This window comes from Rhizobacter sp. (genome assembly GCA_019635355.1).
Taxonomy (GTDB): Bacteria; Pseudomonadota; Gammaproteobacteria; order Burkholderiales; family Burkholderiaceae_C; genus Rhizobacter.
The window spans coordinates 1760919-1779855 of the sequence record JAHBZQ010000001.1; the positions used below are offsets into that span (position 1 = coordinate 1760919).

Annotated in this window: 19 protein-coding genes; 14 read left to right on the plus strand and 5 right to left on the minus strand. The window is 68.4% G+C overall.

From position 1 onward, the window contains the following. Positions 1 to 81: 81 nt before the first annotated feature. From KF892_07800 to KF892_07830, 7 genes are all read left to right on the plus strand, one after another. Positions 82 to 264, plus strand: coding sequence for a hypothetical protein (locus KF892_07800; protein MBX3624898.1), 183 nt, complete (start codon positions 82 to 84; stop codon positions 262 to 264). A gap of 79 nt (positions 265 to 343) precedes the next feature. Then, positions 344 to 1822: a cytochrome P450 gene (locus KF892_07805; protein MBX3624899.1), complete on the plus strand. Its 1479-nt coding sequence runs from the start codon at positions 344 to 346 to the stop codon at positions 1820 to 1822. 108 nt (positions 1823 to 1930) lie between these two features. Then, complete coding sequence (locus KF892_07810; GenBank protein ID MBX3624900.1) at positions 1931 to 3076, plus strand: diguanylate cyclase; 1146 nt, start codon at positions 1931 to 1933, stop codon at positions 3074 to 3076. 70 nt (positions 3077 to 3146) lie between these two features. Further along, entirely contained in the window at positions 3147 to 3764 is a 618-nt protein-coding gene (locus tag KF892_07815; GenBank protein ID MBX3624901.1) for an RluA family pseudouridine synthase, read from the plus strand. Then, positions 3764 to 5005, plus strand: coding sequence for an MFS transporter (locus KF892_07820; GenBank protein ID MBX3624902.1), 1242 nt, complete (start codon positions 3764 to 3766; stop codon positions 5003 to 5005). Before KF892_07815 ends, KF892_07820 begins: the two co-directional genes overlap by 1 nt. Before the next feature lie 158 nt (positions 5006 to 5163). Next, entirely contained in the window at positions 5164 to 8265 is a 3102-nt protein-coding gene (locus KF892_07825; protein ID MBX3624903.1) for an NAD(P)-binding protein, read from the plus strand. A 135-nt stretch (positions 8266 to 8400) separates the two neighbouring features. Beyond that, the gene (locus tag KF892_07830) at positions 8401 to 10089 is read left to right on the plus strand and encodes a diguanylate cyclase (GenBank protein ID MBX3624904.1); all 1689 of its coding nucleotides are present in this window, start codon (positions 8401 to 8403) and stop codon (positions 10087 to 10089) included. Here the strand turns inward: KF892_07830 and rsgA are convergent. From rsgA to KF892_07845, 3 genes are all read right to left on the minus strand, one after another. Further along, complete coding sequence (gene rsgA / locus KF892_07835) at positions 10086 to 11168, minus strand: ribosome small subunit-dependent GTPase A (protein MBX3624905.1); 1083 nt, start codon at positions 11166 to 11168, stop codon at positions 10086 to 10088. The genes KF892_07830 and rsgA overlap by 4 nt on opposite strands. Positions 11169 to 11442: 274 nt before the next feature. Next, the gene (locus KF892_07840) at positions 11443 to 11727 is read right to left on the minus strand and encodes a hypothetical protein (GenBank protein MBX3624906.1); all 285 of its coding nucleotides are present in this window, start codon (positions 11725 to 11727) and stop codon (positions 11443 to 11445) included. Between the two features lie 37 nt (positions 11728 to 11764). Then, on the minus strand, positions 11765 to 12493 hold the full coding sequence (locus KF892_07845; GenBank protein MBX3624907.1) for a 2OG-Fe dioxygenase family protein: 729 nt from the start codon (positions 12491 to 12493) through the stop codon (positions 11765 to 11767). An 83-nt stretch (positions 12494 to 12576) separates the two neighbouring features. Here KF892_07845 and KF892_07850 point away from each other — a divergent pair, with 83 nt between their 5' ends. The 5 genes from KF892_07850 (at position 12577) to KF892_07870 (ending at position 15909) form a co-directional block, all read left to right on the plus strand. Continuing rightward, positions 12577 to 13842 (plus strand): GNAT family N-acetyltransferase, encoded by a 1266-nt coding sequence (locus KF892_07850; GenBank protein MBX3624908.1) that lies wholly within the window; start codon positions 12577 to 12579, stop codon positions 13840 to 13842. Positions 13843 to 13861: 19 nt separating this feature from the next. Further along, positions 13862 to 14476 (plus strand): hemolysin III family protein, encoded by a 615-nt coding sequence (locus KF892_07855; GenBank protein MBX3624909.1) that lies wholly within the window; start codon positions 13862 to 13864, stop codon positions 14474 to 14476. Beyond that, complete coding sequence (locus tag KF892_07860; GenBank protein MBX3624910.1) at positions 14473 to 14976, plus strand: cupin domain-containing protein; 504 nt, start codon at positions 14473 to 14475, stop codon at positions 14974 to 14976. The genes KF892_07855 and KF892_07860 overlap by 4 nt, the downstream gene beginning before the upstream one ends. Next, a complete protein-coding gene (locus KF892_07865; protein MBX3624911.1) occupies positions 14973 to 15227 on the plus strand; it encodes a DUF2132 domain-containing protein in 255 nt (84 codons plus the stop codon). The genes KF892_07860 and KF892_07865 overlap by 4 nt, the downstream gene beginning before the upstream one ends. Positions 15228 to 15390: 163 nt before the next feature. Beyond that, the gene (locus KF892_07870) at positions 15391 to 15909 is read left to right on the plus strand and encodes a porin family protein (protein ID MBX3624912.1); all 519 of its coding nucleotides are present in this window, start codon (positions 15391 to 15393) and stop codon (positions 15907 to 15909) included. Positions 15910 to 15942: 33 nt separating this feature from the next. Here KF892_07870 and KF892_07875 read toward each other — a convergent pair whose 3' ends face one another. Next, entirely contained in the window at positions 15943 to 16224 is a 282-nt protein-coding gene (locus KF892_07875) for an RNA-binding S4 domain-containing protein (protein ID MBX3624913.1), read from the minus strand. Positions 16225 to 16252: 28 nt separating this feature from the next. Beyond that, the gene (locus KF892_07880) at positions 16253 to 17254 is read right to left on the minus strand and encodes an LLM class flavin-dependent oxidoreductase (protein MBX3624914.1); all 1002 of its coding nucleotides are present in this window, start codon (positions 17252 to 17254) and stop codon (positions 16253 to 16255) included. 199 nt (positions 17255 to 17453) lie between these two features. On the opposite strand from KF892_07880, the gene KF892_07885 reads away from it, so the two are divergent. Next, entirely contained in the window at positions 17454 to 17666 is a 213-nt protein-coding gene (locus tag KF892_07885; GenBank protein MBX3624915.1) for a cold-shock protein, read from the plus strand. A gap of 152 nt (positions 17667 to 17818) precedes the next feature. Beyond that, positions 17819 to 18859, plus strand: coding sequence for an NADP-dependent oxidoreductase (locus KF892_07890; GenBank protein MBX3624916.1), 1041 nt, complete (start codon positions 17819 to 17821; stop codon positions 18857 to 18859). The last annotated feature ends 78 nt before the right edge of the window (positions 18860 to 18937 follow it).

The window sequence follows — 18937 nt, forward strand, 5'->3', positions numbered from 1 at the left end:
AACGTAAAGGCGTCAACAGCGCCGTGCGGGCTGCCGTTGAACGGCTCGTGGGGGCCTCGTCTGGCGCCCAGGAGTGAAGACATGCAGAAGTCGACCAAGCGCCGCGTGCTGGGCGTGCTGACCGTGGTGCTCGCGTCCCAGGTGCTGAGCGCGTGCGTCGTGGTGCCGGTGCCGCACCGCCACCGTGCCGTCGTCGTGCAGCCGGGGTATTCGGGCCCGCCACCGTACTACCACCGCGACCGCGATCGCGACTGGCGCCGCTGAGGCCCGGCCCTGCAGGCCCAGGGGCGGGCGGGGCGGCGTGCAGAATGCACGCCACACCGTTCGCGCCCAGGGCCTGCCGATGAACACCACCACCGCTTCGCCTCCCGCCTCGTCGGCCGCCCTTCGCAGCATCGACGACCTGCCCGGGCCGCCCGGCCTGCCGCTGCTCGGCAACGCCCACCAGATCACGCTCGCGCGCATCCACCAGGACGTGGAACGCTGGGCACGCGCCTACGGCCCCTTCTTCCGCGTGCGCCTGGGCAAGATGCGTGCACTCGTCATCACCGACCACGAGGTGATCGCGCATGCGCTGAAAGACCGGCCCGACGGTTTCCGCCGCACCATCCGCACCTCGATCGTCGGCAACGAGATGGGCCTGAAGCCGGGCGTCTTCGGCGCCGAAGGCCAGGCCTGGCGCGACCAGCGCCGCATGGTGATGGCGAGCTTCGCGCCGGGCCATGTGCGTGCGTATTTCCCGTCGCTGCAGCGCGTGGTGCTGCGGCTGCAGGGGCGCTGGCAGCAGGCGATGCAGGCTGGCCGCGCCATCCCGCTGCAGGAAGACCTGATGCGCTACACCGTCGACGGCGTGGCCGGCCTCGCCTTCGGCAGCGACATCAACACGCTGGAGTCGGACGAAGAGGTCATCCAGCAGCACCTCGACAAGATCTTTCCCGCGCTCTTTCGCCGCATCTTTGCGCGCATCCCGTACTGGCGCTGGCTGCGCCTGCCGCGCGACCGCGAACTCGACCGCAGCGTGGCCGCCATCAACGTGGCCATTGCCGGCTTCATCGCCCAGGCCCGTGCGCGCATGGCGGCCAACCCCGCGCTGCGCACGCAGCCCAGCAACCTGCTCGAAGGCATGATCGCCGCCGCCGACGAAGGCGCGAATGACAACACCGCCAACGGCGGTGGGGGTCTCACCGACGAACACGTGGCCGGCAACGTGGTCACCATGCTGCTGGCCGGCGAAGACACCACCGCCAACACGCTCGCCTGGATGATCTGGCTGCTCAAGCGCAACCCCGAGGCCCTGCGCCTGGCGGTCGACGAGGTGCAGCGTGTGGCACCCGACCCGGCCGCGTTCACGCCCGAGCAGATGGCCTCGCTCGACTACCTCGAGGCCTGTGCTTCGGAGACGATGCGGCTCAAGCCGGTGGCGCCCTTCCTCGTGCTCGAAGCGCTGCACGACACCACGCTCGGCGACGTGCAGGTGCCCCGCAACACCTTCGTCTGGTGCGTGATGCGGCACGACACGGTGAGCCCGCAGCACTTCCCCGACCCGCTCGCGTTCAACCCCTCACGCTGGCTCGACCACGCCGACCCCGCCCTCACCCCCACCTCGCCCAAGCGCGTGGCCATGCCCTTCGGCGCCGGGCCACGCGTGTGCCCGGGGCGCTACCTCGCCATGCTCGAGATCAAGATGGCCGCGGCCATGCTGCTCTCAAGCTTCGAGATCGACGAGGTCGGCACCGCCGACGGCGGCGAGCCGGTGGAGAAGATGGCGTTCTCGATGGCGCCGGTGGGCCTGCAGATGCGCTTGAGGCCCCGCGCGCGCTGAGCGCGCGAAGCGTGACGCCTTGCACGCTTTGGCGCGTGCGCAGGGCGCGAAGGCTCAGGTTGCAGCCGGCGTCTGCCGACAAACCAGCCGAGCGACCCCTCTCCCGTCATGTTCCGTTCCTTGCTGGCCCGCCTTGCCGACCGGGTGCTCACCACCGAGCCCCGGGCGCGCGGCCGCCTGGCGATCTGGCTGACCTCGGTCAGCACCTACCTGCTCTACAACGGCATCCTCTGGGTGCAGGTGGCGCTCGGCTACACCCCGGCGCACGTGGGCTGGGCCCTCTCGGCGGCCACCGGCATCGCCAACCTGATCCTCTACTTCGGCGTGCGGCACGAGTGGGGCCCGCGCTGGGACCGCTCGCTCGGCGGCATCCAGCTGCTCGTGGGCATCGTCTTCATGTGGCTGTGCTACGCCACCGCGGGGCCGGCCGCACCGGCCACCGTCATCGTGGTGGCAAGCCACATCGTCTACGCGATGTTCGCGATGCCGCCGCGCCAGGTGTGGCAGCTCGTGGCCCTCTCGCTCGGCGGCCTGGCGGGCACGATGCTCCTGAGCCACCTGCTGCAACCGGAGCGCTACCCACCGGGCGAGCAGCTCGTCTCCTTCCTCTACGCCTCGCTCGTGGTGGTGCTGATCGCGCGGCTGGCCGCCATCGTGGCGCGCATGAACGAAGGCCTGCGCACGCAGAGCCGCGAACTCGCCCACGCGCTGGAGCGTGTGCGCCAGCTCGCCACCCGCGACGACCTCACCCAGGTGCACAACCGCCGCCACATCACCGAGCTGATGGGCATCGAGCAGAACCAGCACGAGCGCAGCGGCAGCTCGCTGTGCGTGGCCCTGCTCGACATCGACCACTTCAAAGCCGTCAACGACAACCTCGGCCACCAAGCCGGCGACGAGGTGCTGCGCCGCTTCGCACAAGCCACGCAATTGGCGCTGCGCACGAGCGACCTGCTCGGCCGCTGGGGCGGCGAAGAGTTCATCGTGGTGTTTCCCGACACCTCGCTCGACGACGCCCGCGTGGCACTGCTGCGTGTGCGCGACCAGCTGCTGCGCACCGACTTCCGCCACGGCACGGTGGAGCTGCGCGTGACCTTCTCGGCCGGCCTCGTGTGCATCCAGCCGGGCGAGAACATCGAGCAGGCGGTGGAGCGCGCCGACCAGGCCATGTACCGTGCCAAGACCCAAGGGCGCGACTGCGTGATGGCCGACGTGCCGGCGAGCCCGAGCGCCCACGTCGCGCGCATCGCCTGAGCCAGGCCGCACGGACAATACGGGCCCCGGCGGGCACGACCCGCCCAAGCCCTGACCGCCGCGCGTGAGCCTGCTCCCCCTCTTCCTGGACGATGCCCTCGTCGTCGTCGACAAGCCCGCCGGCCTGCCCTCGGTGCCCGGCCGGCCCGCCGAGCTGCACGACTGCATGGCCTCGCGGGTGCAGGCCGAGTGGCCCGATGCGCTGGTGGTGCACCGGCTCGACATGGCGACCTCGGGCCTGCTCGTCTTCGCGCGCCACAAGGCCGCCCAGAGCGCCCTCGGCACCGCCTTCGCGCAGCGCGGCGTGGCCAAGCGCTACGTGGCCGTGGTGGCCGGCGAGATGGCCGACGACGCGGGCGAGATCGACCTGCCGCTGATCGCCGACTGGCCCAACCGGCCGCTGCAGAAGGTCGACCACGCGCTCGGCAAACCCTCGCTCACCCGCTACCGCGTGATCGAGCGCCAGCCGGGCCTCACCCGCGTGGCGCTCATGCCGCTCACCGGCCGCTCGCACCAGCTGCGTGTGCACCTGCTGGCGCTCGGCCACCCCATCGTGGGCGACACGCTCTATGCCCCGCCCGACGTGGCCGCGCGGTCACCCCGCCTGCTGCTGCACGCCCACACCCTCGCCTTCGCCCACCCAGTGAGCGGCGAGGCCCTGTCGTTCGAAAGCCCCCTGCCCTTCTGATGTCCACGTCCACGCCCCCGATCGCTTCCGACGCCACGCCCCTGCGCACCCTGCCGGCCTTCATGCGCTTCTGGTACGCGCGGCTCACCGGCACCACCGGCAACCAGATGCTGATGGTCGCGGTGGGCTGGCAGATGTACGACCTGACCGGCAGCGCCTGGGACCTCGGCCTCGTCGGTCTGCTGCAGTTCCTGCCCGCGCTGCTGCTCACGCTGGTGGCCGGCCACGTGGCCGACCGGCACGACCGCAGCCGCATCCTCGCGATCGCGATGGCCACGCAGACGGTGGTGGCCCTGGTGCTGATGCTGGCCACGCACGGCCACTGGGCGAGCCGCGGGCTGCTGCTCGCGCTCTCGGTCGCCATCGGCACGGCCAAGGCCTTCCAGATGCCGGCGCAGCAGGCGCTGGTGCCGTCGCTCGTGCCGGCGAGCGTGCTGCCGCGGGCCCTGGCCTTCAGCTCGGCCGGCATGCAGGCGGCCATCATCGGCGGGCCGGCGCTCGGCGGCTTCATCTACGTGGCGGGGGCCGACGTGGTCTACGCCACCTGCGCCGCATGCTTCGTCGCGGCGGGCGTGCTCTTCCTGCGCATCGGCCACCCGCACGCGCCGCCACCGAAGGAGCCGGTGTCGCTGCGCACGGTGCTCGCGGGCTTCCAGTTCATCTGGCAGCGGCCGGTGGTGCTGGGCGCGATCTCGCTCGACCTCTTCGCCGTGCTGCTGGGTGGCGCCACCGCGCTGCTGCCGATGTTCGCGAAAGACGTGCTGCACGTCGGCCCCTGGGGCCTGGGCCTCCTGCGCGGGGCGCCGGCTGCGGGTGCCCTGTGCATGTCGCTCGTGCTCACGCGCTGGCCGATCTCGCGCCGCGTGGGGCATGCGATGTTTGCGGCGGTGGCGGTGTATGGCGTGGCGACGATGGTGTTCGCCGTGTCGACCTCGTTCGTGCTCTCGCTCATCGCGCTGTGGGTGAGCGGCGCAGCCGACATGGTGAGCGTGGTGATCCGCCAGTCGCTCGTGCAGCTGGAGACGCCCGATGCGATGCGCGGGCGGGTGGCGGCGGTCAACTCGATCTTCATCGGTGCATCCAACCAGCTGGGCGAATTCGAGTCGGGTGCGACGGCCGCCCTGCTCGGGCCGGTGGGCTCGGTGCTGCTGGGCGGGGCGGGCACCCTCTTCATCGCAGGGCTTTGGTTCAAGCTCTTCCCCGACCTCGCGCGGCGTGAGCGCCTCACCGAACGCGCCTGAGCCGATCGCGCGAACTGCCCGGTAAAGCACCGGGTTTTCACAAACGTTCACCAACGATACCGGGCAGATACTCCGCGCTCATCTCGGCACGGAGGAGGGTCCCCATGACGGCATCGAACGCCAATCGCCCCAACTTTCTCTACCCGGCCGGCTCGGTGCTGATGCACCCGCCGCTTCAGTTGAAGAACTCGGAGATGTATGGGTTCTTCGTCAAGGGCGATCTCGCCAAGCTGCAAGCCACCGTCGACTCGACGCTCACCGCCGTGGCCGGCGGCGAGATGCGCTTCCAGGTGTTCTCGCCCTTCGTGATGCTCACCTTCACCAAGGTGCACAAGGCCTACTCCACCTGGCCCAGCGACGAAGTGAAAGGCTGGGGCGAAGAGGTCGACATCATCACCTGGGTGATGGTGGGCCAGATCGACAAGGGCAGCGACAAGATCAGCCGCATCTTCTCGTACCCGTGCCACATCTTCGTCGACAGCTGCATGGCGCTCATCAACGGGCGCGAGCTCTTCGGCTACCCCAAGTACCAGTGCCAATACGAGATGCCCGAGCCGGGCCAGCCGGCGCGGCACCTGTCGCTCTCGGCCGAGGGCTTCCAGCCCTTCTCGCCCGACTCCCGGCTCAGCTTGCATCCGCTGATCGAGGTCGACGCCACCACCCACCGCCACGGCGTGCGCAAGCTCGGCGGGCTGCTCGAGCTGATCGAAGAAGGCATCGAGCTCTTCGCGGCCAACCTGCCGGCCATGCTCGAGATGGACAAGGAGGCCTGGGCGCAGATCGCCGGCATGCTGCGCAGCCCGGGCTGCGAGCAGATCTTCCTGAAGCAGTTTCCCGATGCCTCGGGCATCAAGGCCGTCTACCAGGCCATCGTCTCGGCGCCGGCCAAGGTCAACGCGGTGCATGCGGTCGAGGTCTACGACGACGACTACGAGGTCACGCTGCACGAGTTCGCGAGCTTCCCGCTGCACGAGTCGCTCGGGCTGCAGATTGGCGCACAGCCCGGCATCCTGCCCTTCCACATCAGCTTCGACTTCGAGGTGACGCCGGGCGAGGTGATCCACGACAACTCGGTGGTGGCGCCGAAGAAGATCGCCATCCTCGGGGGCGGCGTGTCGGCGATGACGGCCGCCTTCTACCTGACCGACCAGCCCGGCTGGCAGAACCAGTACGACATCACCGTCTACCAGATGGGCTGGCGCCTCGGCGGCAAGGGCGCGAGTGGGCGCAACGCGCAGATCGGCCAGCGCATCGAGGAGCACGGGCTGCACATCTGGTTCGGCTTCTACCAGAACGCCTTCCGCACCATCCAGAAGGCCTACGCCCTGCTCGACCGCCCGCCCGGCGCACCGCTCGCCACCTGGCAAGACGCCTTCAAGCCGCAGCACTCGTTCTGCCTTAGCGAGCTGATCGACGACCGCTGGCGCCAGTGGCTGATCGACACGCCGATCATGCCCGGCGTGCCCGGCCACAGCGATGAAGACGTGACGCTGTGGGACATCGCCCTCACCATGTACGAGTGGGTGAAGATGTGGCTCGCCGAGCTCGACGCGAAGCACGGCGCGGTGAAGGTGACGACCACCGCCACCACCACCGTGGCGGTGGCCGAGACCGCAGGCGGCTGGCTCGAAGCCATCGCCGAGCGCATCGAGCGCAAGGTCGAGACCATCGCCTCCGACGTGCACAGCGTGTTCGAGGCCGCCTGGGCCTTCGTGCAGGGCCTGCCCGGCCTCGACGGGCAAGACGCTCACGACCACGCCTTGCAAGCAGCCACGCTCAAGGGCGTGCGCGCCGCGCTGCAGGAGCGCTACCGCGCCGACGCCGAAGACTCGAACGCTGCCGACGACCTGCGCCACCTCTACATCTGCATCGACCTCGCACTCGCCTCGCTGATCGGCATGCTGGAAGACGGCGTGTTCGTGCACGGCTTCGACGTCATCAACGACATCGACCTGCGCGACTGGTTCATCAAGCACGGCGCCAACGAGAAGATCAGCGTCGACTCGGCCCCCATCCGCGGCCTCTACGACCTCGTCTTCGCGTATGAAGACGGTGACTACGACCGGCCCAACATCGAAGCCGGCACCATGCTGCGCGGCATCTTCCGCATGACCTGCGCCTACCAGGGCGGCATCATGTGGAAGATGCAGGCCGGCATGGGCGACACGGTGTTCACGCCCTTCTACGAAGTGCTCAAGAAGCGCGGCGTGAAGTTCAAGTTCTTCCACAAGGTCGAAGAGATCGTGCCCGAGCCCGGCACCAACCTTGCCGGGCAGATCCGCATCACGAAGCAGGTCGACGTGCCGGGGGGTGACTACGACCCGCTGGTGCCGGTCAAAGGCCTGGCCTGCTGGCCCAGCACGCCGAAGTACGAGCTGCTCGACAAGGCGCAGGCCGCGCTGCTGCAGCAAGGCAAGGTCAACCTCGAGTCGAACTGGAGCAACTGGCCCGAGCTCTACCAGCAGACCTTCCACAAGCCGCTGCCCACCGTCACGCTGCAGCGCGGCGTCGACTTCGACGAGATCGTGTTCGGCATCGCGCAAGACAGCCTGCAGCTCATCTGCCCGCAGATGGTGGCGGGCAGCCTCACCATGCAATCGGCCTGCGCCAACGTGAAGACGGCCGCCACCCAGGCCTACCAGGTGTGGCTCAACAAGGACATGCACCAGCTCGGCTGGGCGTACTACGGCCGCGACGACGAGTCGCCCGTGCTCACCGCCTTCACCGAGCCCTTCGACACCTGGGGCCCGATGGACCAGACGCTGCCGCGCGAAGACTGGCCCAAGCCCTACCAGCCGAAGAACGTGTCGTACTTCTGCAGCGTGCTGCCGGTGAAGGCGTACCCGCCGTTCAGCGACCACGCCTACCCCGCACGCATGGCCGCCGATGTGAAGCTCGGCGCGATCGACCAGCTCAAGCACCAGATCTACAACCTGTGGCCAGCGGTCGCGACGCCGCAGGGCTTCGACTGGTCGACGCTCGTCGACATGAACGGCGGCGTGGGCGAGAAGCGCTTCGACAGCCAGTACTGGCGCGCCAACGTCGACCCGTCGGAGCGCTACGTGCTCTCGGTGGTCAACAGCACGAAGCACCGGCTGCTCACCGACAACACCGGCTTCTCGAACTTCTACGTCACCGGCGACTGGATCCGCACCGGCATCAACGCGGGCTGCGTCGAAGCCGCGGTGATGGCCGGCATGCAGACCTCGCGCGCCATCAGCGGTTACCCGAAGGTGATCGTGGGCGAAAAAGACATGTGACAACAGATGTGACAAACGCGCCCTGAAAAACCGTCGACTTGCGCACGGAGTGGCCCGCTCCGGCGCGCAGATGGCTGTGCTTTTGTTACATTCCAGGCCACCCAAAGGAACGGAGGGGTCGCCTCAATGCCAGGGTTGTCGTCAAGCCCTCTGGGCCGTGCGCTGCGCGGCCTGCTCATCGCCTGCGCCATGCTGGCGACATGGCTCTGTGGCACCCCGGTCCACGCGCAACCCGCGCCGATCTCGCTCAACGCCGACGCCGAATCCGAGATCTCCACACGCGGCCAGCTCTACGCCGCGCAAGACGAAGCCCCACCCGCCGACGCGAGCCAGCTCGCCGCCTGGCTCGCCAAGCACAAGCAGGTCGAGCGGGTGAGCCTCTTCGGTGGCGCCTACTGGTTCTTCGCCACCATCCAGAACGACACGCTGCAGACACGCTGGGTGGTCGACCCGACCGGCACGCTGATGGAGCGCATCGAAGTGCGCGTGTATGCCGAAGGGCGGCCGGTGCAATCGTTCATCACCGGCTACAACGCCAACAGCAGCTACATGCTGCACTACGGCGGCAACATCGAGCTGCCGCCAGGCGCGGTAGCACAAGTGCTGCTGCGCATCGAGAGCCGCTATTTCGCGCGCTACCCGAGCATCTACATCGCAAGCCAGGCCAGCTACCAGAAGACGGTGGTCGCCGAGAACGTGCTCACGCTGTGCGCGCTGGGCGCGATGCTGGTGCTGGCGCTGTACAACCTCTTCGTCTTCCTCGGCGTGCGCGACAAGGCGCTGCTGTACTACGCGCTGTACCTGCTGGTCGCCACCCTGTCGTGGGCGATGACGCTGCACGTGCTGTCCGACTGGGTGGGCTGGCGTGGCCTGTCGTGGCACTACGTCATGTTCTTCCTGTCGTCGGTGTTCAACAGCCTCTTCTTCCTGGAGTTCCTGCGCCTCAAGGAGCACGCGCCGCGGCTCGCGTGGTTCGCGCGCGGCAACATCCTGGTGGCGCTCGCGCTCACGCCGGTGTGCTTCATCTCGGTGGCCTATGCCCACCTGCTGGCCACCGCCGTCATCTCGGTCTCGCTCGTCACCGCGCTCATCTCCGGGATGATCCGCCTCGGCCAGGGCTTCCTGCCGGCGCGCTACTTCCTCGCCGCCTTCTTCGCACTGCTGCTGCCGGCCATCCTCATCCTGCCGGCGAACTTCGGCCTGGTGCCGAGCGTGATGCGCAACATCGAGCTCTTCACCCTGCTCGGCGCCACCACCGACGCCGTGCTGCTCGCCTTCGCGCTGGCCGACAAGATCCGCCTGCTCGGCCGCGAGAAAGACGCCTACATGGCGCAGCTCAACGACGCGCTCACCCAGGCCAGCACCGACTCGCTCACCGGCATCGGCAACCGCCACGCCTTCGACCGCGCGCTCACCAACATGACCCACGTGCCCGGCGACCCCACGGCTTCGCAGCGGGTGATGCTGGTGATGATCGACCTCGATGGACTGAAGCGCATCAACGACGAGCGTGGCCACGCGCATGGCGACAGCCTGCTGCGCGAATTCGCCCAGGCCCTGAGCGTGGTGAAGGAAGACGGCATGGGCGTGTTCCGCCTCGGCGGCGACGAATTCGCCGTGCTGGGCGAGCGCCACCAGGAAGACCTGGTGCGCCACACCCTGGTGCTCGTCGAGCGCAAGCTGCACGAGGCGGGCTACCCCGACGCCGGCATCAGCTACGGCATCGCCTTCGGCTCCGAGATCAACTCGGGCTCGCAGCTGCTCATGCACGCGGATGCGCGCATGTACCTGCACAAAACGGCCAAGCGCACCCAGCCCGCCTAACGCTCTCCGCGCTTGCTCTTCGAGCGCTCGCGGCCGGCGCGCATCAGCGTCTTCCATTGCGACAACTGCGCCTGCCGCTCGAGTGCGGTGAGCGTGTCGCGCCGCAGCTCGCGTTGCAGCTTCTGGTAGTTGCGCAGGCGATCGGGCGACACGCCGTCGCGCACCGCACAGCCGGGCTCGGCACCATGCTGGCAATCGCGGAAGCGACAGTGCGGCGCGAGCGCGGCGATGTCGCCGAACACCGCATCGAGCGAGGCTTCGTCGACATCGGGCCGCAGCGTGCGCACACCCGGGGTGTCGATCACGCAGGCTCCACCCGGCAGGCGGTGCAGCGAGCGCGAGGTGGTGGTGTGCTTGCCGCGGCTGTCGTGCTCGCGCACGGCCCCCGTGTCTTGCACCGCCGTGCCCAGGAGCGCATTGGTCAGCGTCGACTTGCCGGCGCCCGACGAGCCGAGCAGCACCAGCGTCTGGCCCCTGCCGAGCCAGGGCGCAAGGGATCGCGCGTTCGCCGGGTCTCGCCCGTCGAGCGCCAACATCTCCAGGCCCCGCGGCAGGCGCTCCCGCAACTCGGCCAGGCCCTGTTGCACCCGCTCGGGCGGCACCACGTCGGCCTTGGTCAGCACCACCACGGGTGTCACGCCCTGGGTCTGCACGAGGGTCAGGAAACGCTCGAGCCGCCGCGGGTTGTAGTCGTCGTCGAGGCCCATCACGAGCAGCGCAGTGTCGACGTTGCTCACGACCGGATGGCGGCGGCCATCGGCGTCGCGGCGGGCGATGTGCGTGAGCGGCGCGAGGCGCTCGTGCACCCAGGGCTCGCCGTGCGCGTCGGGTGCGAGCAGCGCCCAGTCGCCCACCGCGAGTGCGGTGCCGGCCTCCGCCAGGTCACGCACCAGGCGCGGCAAGGCGCGCACGCGGGCCTCGTGTTCGCCGTCGTGCACCACGAGCGTCTCGCGGTGCACCTCGGTCACACGCACGAGGCGCTGCGGCTCTTCAGAGTGGGAGGAAAAGGCGAAGGCCGCCTGGGCCATCGCCGGAGTCAAACCGATCGAGCGCAGCGGCTCGACAGTGAAGTCGATCATGATGAGATCTGTCTTCCATCGTCAGGAATGCGAACGCCGGCACACGGCGCCAAGGCCATGTGCGGCAACGGTGGATGGAAGGGTCGTCGGCAGCAGCGTGCGGGCGCTGCGGCGACAGCTCAGATCTCGGACGGGATCAGAGAACTGCCAGCGCGGCTCAGGCAGCAGCGTGCGTGGCGGCGACCCACAGGAGGGCAATGTCAGCGTGTGTCATGGTTCTCTCCTTCGAGTGGGTGGATGGGGCGCGCAGTCTGGCACGCGGGCGGAAGCTGCGTCAACCGCGGTCGCGATTCAATTGTGGCGGCGGCGTGTCGGGCACTTCGCGCGCTTCGATGTCGACCACGTCACCCGCCGGCGCACGACGGCCGCCCATGCCGCCGCCGAATGGGTTCGACGGGTTCATGCGGAAGCGCTTCACCTGCGGCTTGCGCCCGCGCAGCAAGCTCCACACGATGAGCCAGAACGCGAGCACCAGGCCGAACACCACGGCCAGCAGGCCGAAGACCAGGCCCACGGCCACGAGCACCAGACGCAACAGCGCAGACAACAATCGAGACACGACGAACTTTCGAGACGACAGCAGGGCGTGGATTATCTCAAGCCGGCCCCTGGAAGCCCCCGGCGCGGAAGGTCAGCACCAGCGTGTCGCGGTGGCCACCAACGTCGAGCGGCTGGATCGGCGTGCTCTCGTGGATCACCCGCTCGTCGTCGAGCAGCAAGAGCGTCCACGGCTCGCTCATCGTGAAGCGGATGCCACTCGCCCCCTGCGCTTCGAACACACGCGTCTCACCACCCTTGATGCCGGCGCGGCCGACGAGGATCACCGCGACGAAGTCGACACCATCGCGGTGCGCGCCTTCGGGCGTGGGACGGCCGATGCCGTCGGTGGTGTCGATGCGGAACTGGTGCGCCTCCACGAACCACGGCCGCGTGCCCTTGACCGACGAACACACCGCACCCAGGCTGCGCAGCAGGCGCGGCCAGGCCTCGCGGGCGACGACCGCCGGGTCCATCGGCTCGAACCAGCGCTCCAGCCCCCCGTGCAGCGCGTTGTATTCAACCGGCTGCCAGTGCGCACGATGCGGCGCCTGCGTGACGAGATCGCCGTCGAGCACGAAGCAGGAATGGCGGCGCCGCCGGTAGCGGCCCCCGTCGCGCAGGTAGGCATCGGGCGGCAGGTCGTTCCAGCTCGGCGCGAGCGCCTGAAGATCGGCGAGCGCGACACCCGCCAGCTCGCACAGGCCCGAAGGGCTCACGGCCACATGGCCCAAACGGCGCAGCAGGGGCGTGAGTTCGCTGACCGGAACGTAGGGGGGCGGGAGCATCTGCGTCATGGGCGGAATGATGCCAGCCTTGGGTTAGATTGCGGGCCATGCCGACCCCTCCCAAGCCGTCGTTGAAGCCTTCCTTGAAGCAGCTCAAAGGTGCGATCGATTCGCTCAAGCGCACCGGCAGCACGCTCAAGAAGCTCAAGCCCACCGTCGCGAGCCCCGCCACGCTGAAGAAGCGCCATGCGGCGCGCCGCCAGGTCTCGGGCCTGCACTTCGCGCTGGCCGACCGCATCGATGCGCTCAACCCGCTGCATTGGGATGCGCTGGCTTCGCAGACCGTCTTCCTCTCGCGCGACTACCTGCGCGTGCTGGAAGCGCATGCGCCTGCCAACGTGCAGCCGCGCTACGTGCTCGCGCTCGACGACGGCCGGCCGGTGGCGGCGATGCTGTTCCAGCGCGTCAGCGTGAGTGGCGACAGCCTGCGCAAGCCCAGCAGCAAGCGTCTGGTGGACAAACCGCTCGCCGGCCTGCAGGAGCACCTGCTCGTCTGCGGCAACCTGCTCGTGTGGGGTGCCCGCTCGGTGGCGTTTGCGGCCGATGTCGATGAAGCGCAGCTCTGGCATGGCGTGGGCGAGGCGATGTACCGCCTGCGCCGCGCCGACAAGCTGCTGGGTGAGTCGGACGTGGTGATGGTGAAAGACTTCATGGCCGACCGCGAGCCCACACGCGAATCGCTGCGGCTGCTCGGCTACCGCAGCGTCGAGACCGAGCCCGACATGGTGCTCACGCTGCAACCCGGCTGGAAGCAGTACGACGACTACCTTGCGAGCCTCACCTCCAGCTACCGTAGCAGCGCGAAGAAGCTGGTGAAGGACTGCGCCGCAGCCGGCATCACGCTGCGGCTTGCCACCCTCGACGAGATGCTCGCGCGACAAGACGAGTTGCACGACCTCTACAAGCAGGTGCACCAGGCGCAAGGCCTGCGCCTCGCGTCATTGACGCCCGGCTACCTCGTCGCGATGGCACAGGCGCTGGGCGAGCGTTTTGTGTGCCGCGTGGCCGAGCGCGACGGGAAATGGCTGGGCTTCGTGACCAGCGTCAACGACGGCGAGACCGCGCTCGGCTATTACATCGGCTACGACCGCGCGGCGAATGCCGATGCACCGATCTACCTGGCGCTCTTGCAGTCCACGGTCGAAGACGCCATCTCCTTCGGTGCACGCCGGCTCTCGCTCGGCCGCACCGCTCTCGAACCCAAGGCCAAGATGGGCTGCAAGCCCGAGCCGCTGGCATGCGCCGTGCGTCACCGCGTGTCGGCCCTCAACTGGATCGTGAGTGCGCTCACGCGCACCGCGAGCCACGACGAGCCGCCCGAGCGCAGCCCCTTCAAAGCCACCGCCTGATTTCGGAGTTTCATTCCTCATGTACCACGGAGAACGATTCAACAGCTACAGCCACCTCGCCGGCCTCCTGCTCGCCGTGGGCGGCTCGGCCTGGCTCATCGTGCAGGCCGCCCTGCGCGGCGACGTGTGGCAGGTGGTGAGCTTTTCCATCTTTGCGGCGAGCATGGTGCTGCTCTATGGTGCGTCCACGCTGTACCACAGCGTGCGTGGCGCGGCGAAGCGGGTGCTGGTCAAGTTCGACCACTGCGCGATCTACGTGCTGATCGCCGGCACCTACACGCCCTTCACGCTCGTCACGCTGCGAGGCCCCTGGGGCTGGGCCTTGTTTGGCACGGTGTGGGGGCTGGCGATCATCGGCATCGTGAAGGAGCTGTGGATCGGCCGCGAGCGTGTGCCGTCGGTGCCGCTCTACGTGGCGATGGGCTGGATGGCCCTCGTGGCGGTGGTACCCCTCGTGCGCGAGCTGCCCAACCCGGGCCTCGCCTGGCTGGTGGCGGGCGGCCTGCTCTACACCATCGGCATCGTCTTCTACGCCAACGACGAGCGCTGGAAACACGCGCATGGCGTGTGGCACCTCTTCGTGCTCGGGGGCACGGCGTCGCACTACTGCGCCGTGCTGCTCTACGTCGCCTGAACGTGATGAGAGCCCAGGCGCTGATCGAGCAGCTGCGGCTGCAGCCGCACCCCGAAGGCGGGCACTACCGCGAGTTCTTCCGTTCGCCACAGGGCGTGAGCCCCGATGACGGCCGCCCGCGGCGCAGCGCCCTCACGAGCATCGACTTCCTGCTGCAGGCCGGCGAGTTCAGCGCGTGGCACCGCGTGGCGTCCGACGAAGCGTGGCATTTGCTCGAGGGCGACCCGCTCAAGCTCTGGTGCGTGCCGCCCACGCTCGACCGCATCGAGCAGGTGACGCTCGCGCCCGCCAGTGCCACCACCACACCGCGGCACGTGGTGCCCGCGGGCTGGTGGCAGGCGGCGGGGCCACTCGGCGCCTACGCCTACGTGGGCGCCACGGTCGGCCCCGGCTTCGAGTTCGCCGACTTCACCTTCGGCCGCGACGACGCCGCCTTCATGGCCGCGCTCGAACGCGTCGACAAGACCCTGCTGCGCCTGGCCGGAGGCCCGCGTCGATGACGACACCCGCACAACCTCGCAACCCGCTGCACGGCATCACGCTCGAGCAGATGCTGAATGCGCTGGTCGCGCATTTCGGCTGGCCGGGGCTCGGCGAGCAGATCAACATCCGCTGCTTCACGAGCGACCCCAGCATCTCGTCGAGCCTGCGCTTCCTGCGCAAGACACCGTGGGCCCGCGAGAAGGTGGAGAGCCTCTACCTCTTCATGCTGCGCGAGCAGGCCCGCGCCAGCCGCCCGCCCCGCCGCTGACGCCCCTTCCCTCGCGTGGGGCATCTCCTACAGGCAAACCCTGTAGAGGCCGACGCCCGCGCGCACGCTCGTCCGATCTGCGTTTGTGGCCCTCTCGCCCAACATTCAGCCACCGATGACCACGGTTCATCGTGTTGAACGACTACGCGAAAGGAAACCTCAAATGAACTTGAACAAACAACTTCTGGCGGCATGCATTGCGGGCGTCTGCGCGGTTTCGGCAGCCCAGGCACAAGTGGCAAATTCGGGCCTCTACATCGGCGGCAACGTGGGCCAGTCGAAGTGGAAAGGCGGCGATTTCGACGTGACCGACAAGAACAAGGTCGGCGCCAAGGCCTTCGTCGGCTATGACTTCACGCCCAACATCGCGCTCGAACTCGGCTACGTCAACTTCGGCGACTTCGGTGGCCTCGACGCCGACGGCGGCTTCGTCGACGGCGTGCTGAAGGTGCCGTTCACGCCGCAGTGGGTGGGCCTGGCCCGCGCCGGTCTCTTCCAGGGCCGCGTGAATGCCGGCGGTGGCGACAGCCGCGACGGCACCTCGTGGAAGGGTGGCCTGGGCCTGCAGTACAACGTGACGCAGAACCTCGGCGTGCGCGCCGAATACGAGCGCTACAAGTTCGACGTGCTGGGTGGCCCGAAGTCCGACATGGTGAGCGTCGGCGCGACCTACCGCTTCTGATGCATTGAACGACCGGGCCCGCTACCGCCGGCTTCAGCCGCGGCGGTCGGGCTTCGGTTCGTGGGGCCGCTCGATGCCGTCGAGCGGCGCCGGCATGGTGGGCGCGTGCACCCGCACCCGCGCACCCATCACGCTCACTTCCTGCCCCGCGCGGATCTTGCAGGTCTTGCGCAACTCTTGCTGACCGTCCACCTGCACTTTGCCGTCGGCCACCATTGCCTTGCCGGCCCCGCCGCTGTGCGCGAGGCCGGTGACCTTGAGCAGCGCATCGAGCGTGATGTAGTCGCCGTGCAGCTCGAATTCGATCTGTCGCATCAGTCCTTCCCTGTGTCTTGGTCTCGGTCTATCGGCGAGTGTCCGCCAAACCGAAGGCCTGTGCCAACAGGCTGTACGACTTGCGGCGCACCGCCGGGTCATGCGCCCAGGTGTTGATGACGATCTCATCGAGCGACAGCTCGGCCGCCAGCGCCTCCAGCTTGCGCTTCACCTGCGCCGCCGTGCCGACGAAGGCCCGCTGGCGCATCGGCTCGACCACCCGCTCCAGCTCGTCGACGGTGAAGCCGCGTGCGGCCACCGCCTCGGGCGATTGCAGCGGGCCCAGCACCCCGCGCCCGCGGTCGACGCGCCAGCGCTCGCGGCTGAGCGCGTGGTGCACGGCTTCTTCTTCGGTGTCGGCCACCAATGCCCACACGCAGATCGTGGGCTGCGGCTGCGGGTGACGCTCGCTCGGTTGGTAGAGCCGACGATAGAGGTCGAGCGCCTGTTCCACGCCCTGCCCGTCGACAAAGAAATACGCGTAGGCATACGGCAGCCCCATGTGCGCGGCGAGCTGCGCGCCGTAGTCGGAACTGCCCAGCACCCACACCTCGGGCGCATGCGGGCCGCGCGGGTGGGCGACGACGCCGCGGTGCGGTTGCCCGGTCGTCCACACCTGCAGCTCGCGGATCTGCTCGGGAAAGTGCTCCGCCGTGCCGTAGGTGTGCGGGTTGAGCGCCTGGGCGGTGCGCATGTCGCCACCGGGCGCGCGGCCCACACCGAGGTCGATGCGCCCCGGTGCCAGCGCCTCCAGCACGCGGAACTGCTCGCTCACCTTGAGCGCCGAGTAGTGCGGCAGCATCACCCCCGCACTGCCGATGCGGATGCGGCTGGTGCGCGCGGCAATCGCCGCCATCAGGATCTCGGGGGCACTGCCCACGATGGTGGGCAGGCTGTGGTGCTCGCTCAGCCAGAAGCGGTGGTAGCCCAGCGCCTCCACGTGCTCGGCCAGCGCGAGCGTGTCGCGGATGGCGGCGTCTTCGCTGCTGCCGCTCAATGAGACGGATTGGTCAAGAACAGAGAGCTTCATGAAAAAGTGTCGCAATGCCTGAGGTATATTCAGCCTACAGGTATACGCAAGACAGTGGTTGCGAGTGATTTTTTCGAATGCCGGCCTGGTTCCAGTCCGGTTCCGTCAGAACCCCCCGAGTACGTTTCTTGAGTGTCTCTGCGTGCGGAGCATGTTGCTGCGCATGAATAACTTGTTCAAAGAAAGATAGGAATCGTCCATGACGACTCAAACCGGAACCGTGAAGTGGTTCAACGAAAGCAAGGGCTACGGCTTCATCGCTCAAGATGCAGGCGGCGCCGACCTCTTCGCGCACTTCCGTGACATCCAGGGCAACGGCTTCAAGACCCTGCTGGAAAACCAGCGCGTCGAATTTGAAGTCAAGCAAGGCCAGAAGGGCCTGCAAGCCGCGAACATTCGCGTGCTGGCTTGATCGCTCGGCGCCTCGCGCGCCAAGCCATCTGAAAACGCGGCCCAGGCCGCGTTTTTTTATGCCCGTTCCTTGCCCCTGGCGCTGACATCTACGCGACAACATCCCCCCGGCAGCGCACTAGCATGGCGCCTCTCATCCAACCGGAGACCGCCATGCCCGCCCTCACCGCCCTCACCAACCACCAGGTCCGCCTCGCCGCCCGCCCGGTGGGCAACACCAAGCCGAGCGACTGGAGCCACACCTCCGAGCCGGTGGCCGAGCCCTCCGAAGGGGGCGTGCTGATCAAGACCCTGGTGCTCTCGCTCGACCCCGCCATGCGCGGCTGGATGAACGAAGGCAAGAGCTACATCCCCCCCGTGGGCATCGGCGAGGTGATGCGGGCCGGTGGCGTGGGCGTGGTCGTCGCCTCGAAGAACCCGGCCTATGCCGTCGGCGACCACGTGTACGCGAGCCTCGGCGTGCAGGAGTACGCCAACATCCCCGAAAGCGAGTTCAAGCGCGCCGGCCTGGTGAAGGTCGACCTGCGCGTGGGCACCCCCACGCAATGGCTCAACGTGCTCGGCATGCCCGGCATGACGGCCTACTTCGGCCTGATCGACGTGGGCCTGCCCAAGGCCGGCGAGACGCTCGTCGTCTCGGGCGCGGCCGGCGCCGTGGGCCAGACGGTGGGCCAGCTCGCCAAGATCCGCGGCCTGCGGGTGGTGGGCATCGCCGGTGGCCCGGCCAAGTGCGAGTGGGTGGTCAAGGAGCTCGGCTTCGACGCCTGCATCGACTACAAGGCCGGCAAGCTGAAAGAACAGCTGCGCGACGCCTGCCCGAAAGGTGTCGACATCTACTTCGACAACGTCGGCGGCGAGATCCTCGACACCGTGCTCACCCGCATCACCCGCGGCGCGCGCATCGTGATCTGCGGCGCGATCAGCCAGTACAACAACACCGACGCGGTGAAGGGCCCTGCGAACTACATGTCGCTGCTGGTCAACCGGGCGCGCATGGAAGGCATGGTCGTCTTCGATTACGTCGACCGCTACCCGGTGGCCATTGCCGAGATGGCCGGCTATCTGAAGACCGGCAAGATGAAGAGCAAGGAAGACGTGGTGACGGGCGGCGTCGACGCCTTCCCGGCCACGCTGCTCAAGCTCTTCAGCGGCGAGAACTTCGGCAAGCTGGTGCTGCAGGTCGCGACCGAGTGAACGACTGGCCCGCCCTGGGCGGGCCTCCCTCGAAAACGCGCCCCACGCGATGCGGGCAGACGACTAGACTGCCCTCTC

Bases quoted from the DNA above. Each gene is read 5' to 3' on its own strand.
- KF892_07800 (MBX3624898.1), top strand. From the start codon at position 82: ATGCAGAAGTCGACCAAGCGCCGCGTGCTGGGCGTGCTGACCGTGGTG.
- KF892_07805 (MBX3624899.1), top strand. From the start codon at position 344: ATGAACACCACCACCGCTTCGCCTCCCGCCTCGTCGGCCGCCCTTCGC.
- KF892_07810 (MBX3624900.1), top strand. From the start codon at position 1,931: ATGTTCCGTTCCTTGCTGGCCCGCCTTGCCGACCGGGTGCTCACCACC.
- KF892_07820 (MBX3624902.1), top strand. From the start codon at position 3,764: ATGTCCACGTCCACGCCCCCGATCGCTTCCGACGCCACGCCCCTGCGC.
- rsgA (MBX3624905.1), bottom strand. From the start codon at position 11,168: ATGATCGACTTCACTGTCGAGCCGCTGCGCTCGATCGGTTTGACTCCG.
- KF892_07845 (MBX3624907.1), bottom strand. From the start codon at position 12,493: ATGCTCCCGCCCCCCTACGTTCCGGTCAGCGAACTCACGCCCCTGCTG.
- KF892_07855 (MBX3624909.1), top strand. From the start codon at position 13,862: ATGTACCACGGAGAACGATTCAACAGCTACAGCCACCTCGCCGGCCTC.
- KF892_07865 (MBX3624911.1), top strand. From the start codon at position 14,973: ATGACGACACCCGCACAACCTCGCAACCCGCTGCACGGCATCACGCTC.
- KF892_07870 (MBX3624912.1), top strand. From the start codon at position 15,391: ATGAACTTGAACAAACAACTTCTGGCGGCATGCATTGCGGGCGTCTGC.
- KF892_07875 (MBX3624913.1), bottom strand. From the start codon at position 16,224: ATGCGACAGATCGAATTCGAGCTGCACGGCGACTACATCACGCTCGAT.
- KF892_07880 (MBX3624914.1), bottom strand. From the start codon at position 17,254: ATGAAGCTCTCTGTTCTTGACCAATCCGTCTCATTGAGCGGCAGCAGC.
- KF892_07885 (MBX3624915.1), top strand. From the start codon at position 17,454: ATGACGACTCAAACCGGAACCGTGAAGTGGTTCAACGAAAGCAAGGGC.
- KF892_07890 (MBX3624916.1), top strand. From the start codon at position 17,819: ATGCCCGCCCTCACCGCCCTCACCAACCACCAGGTCCGCCTCGCCGCC.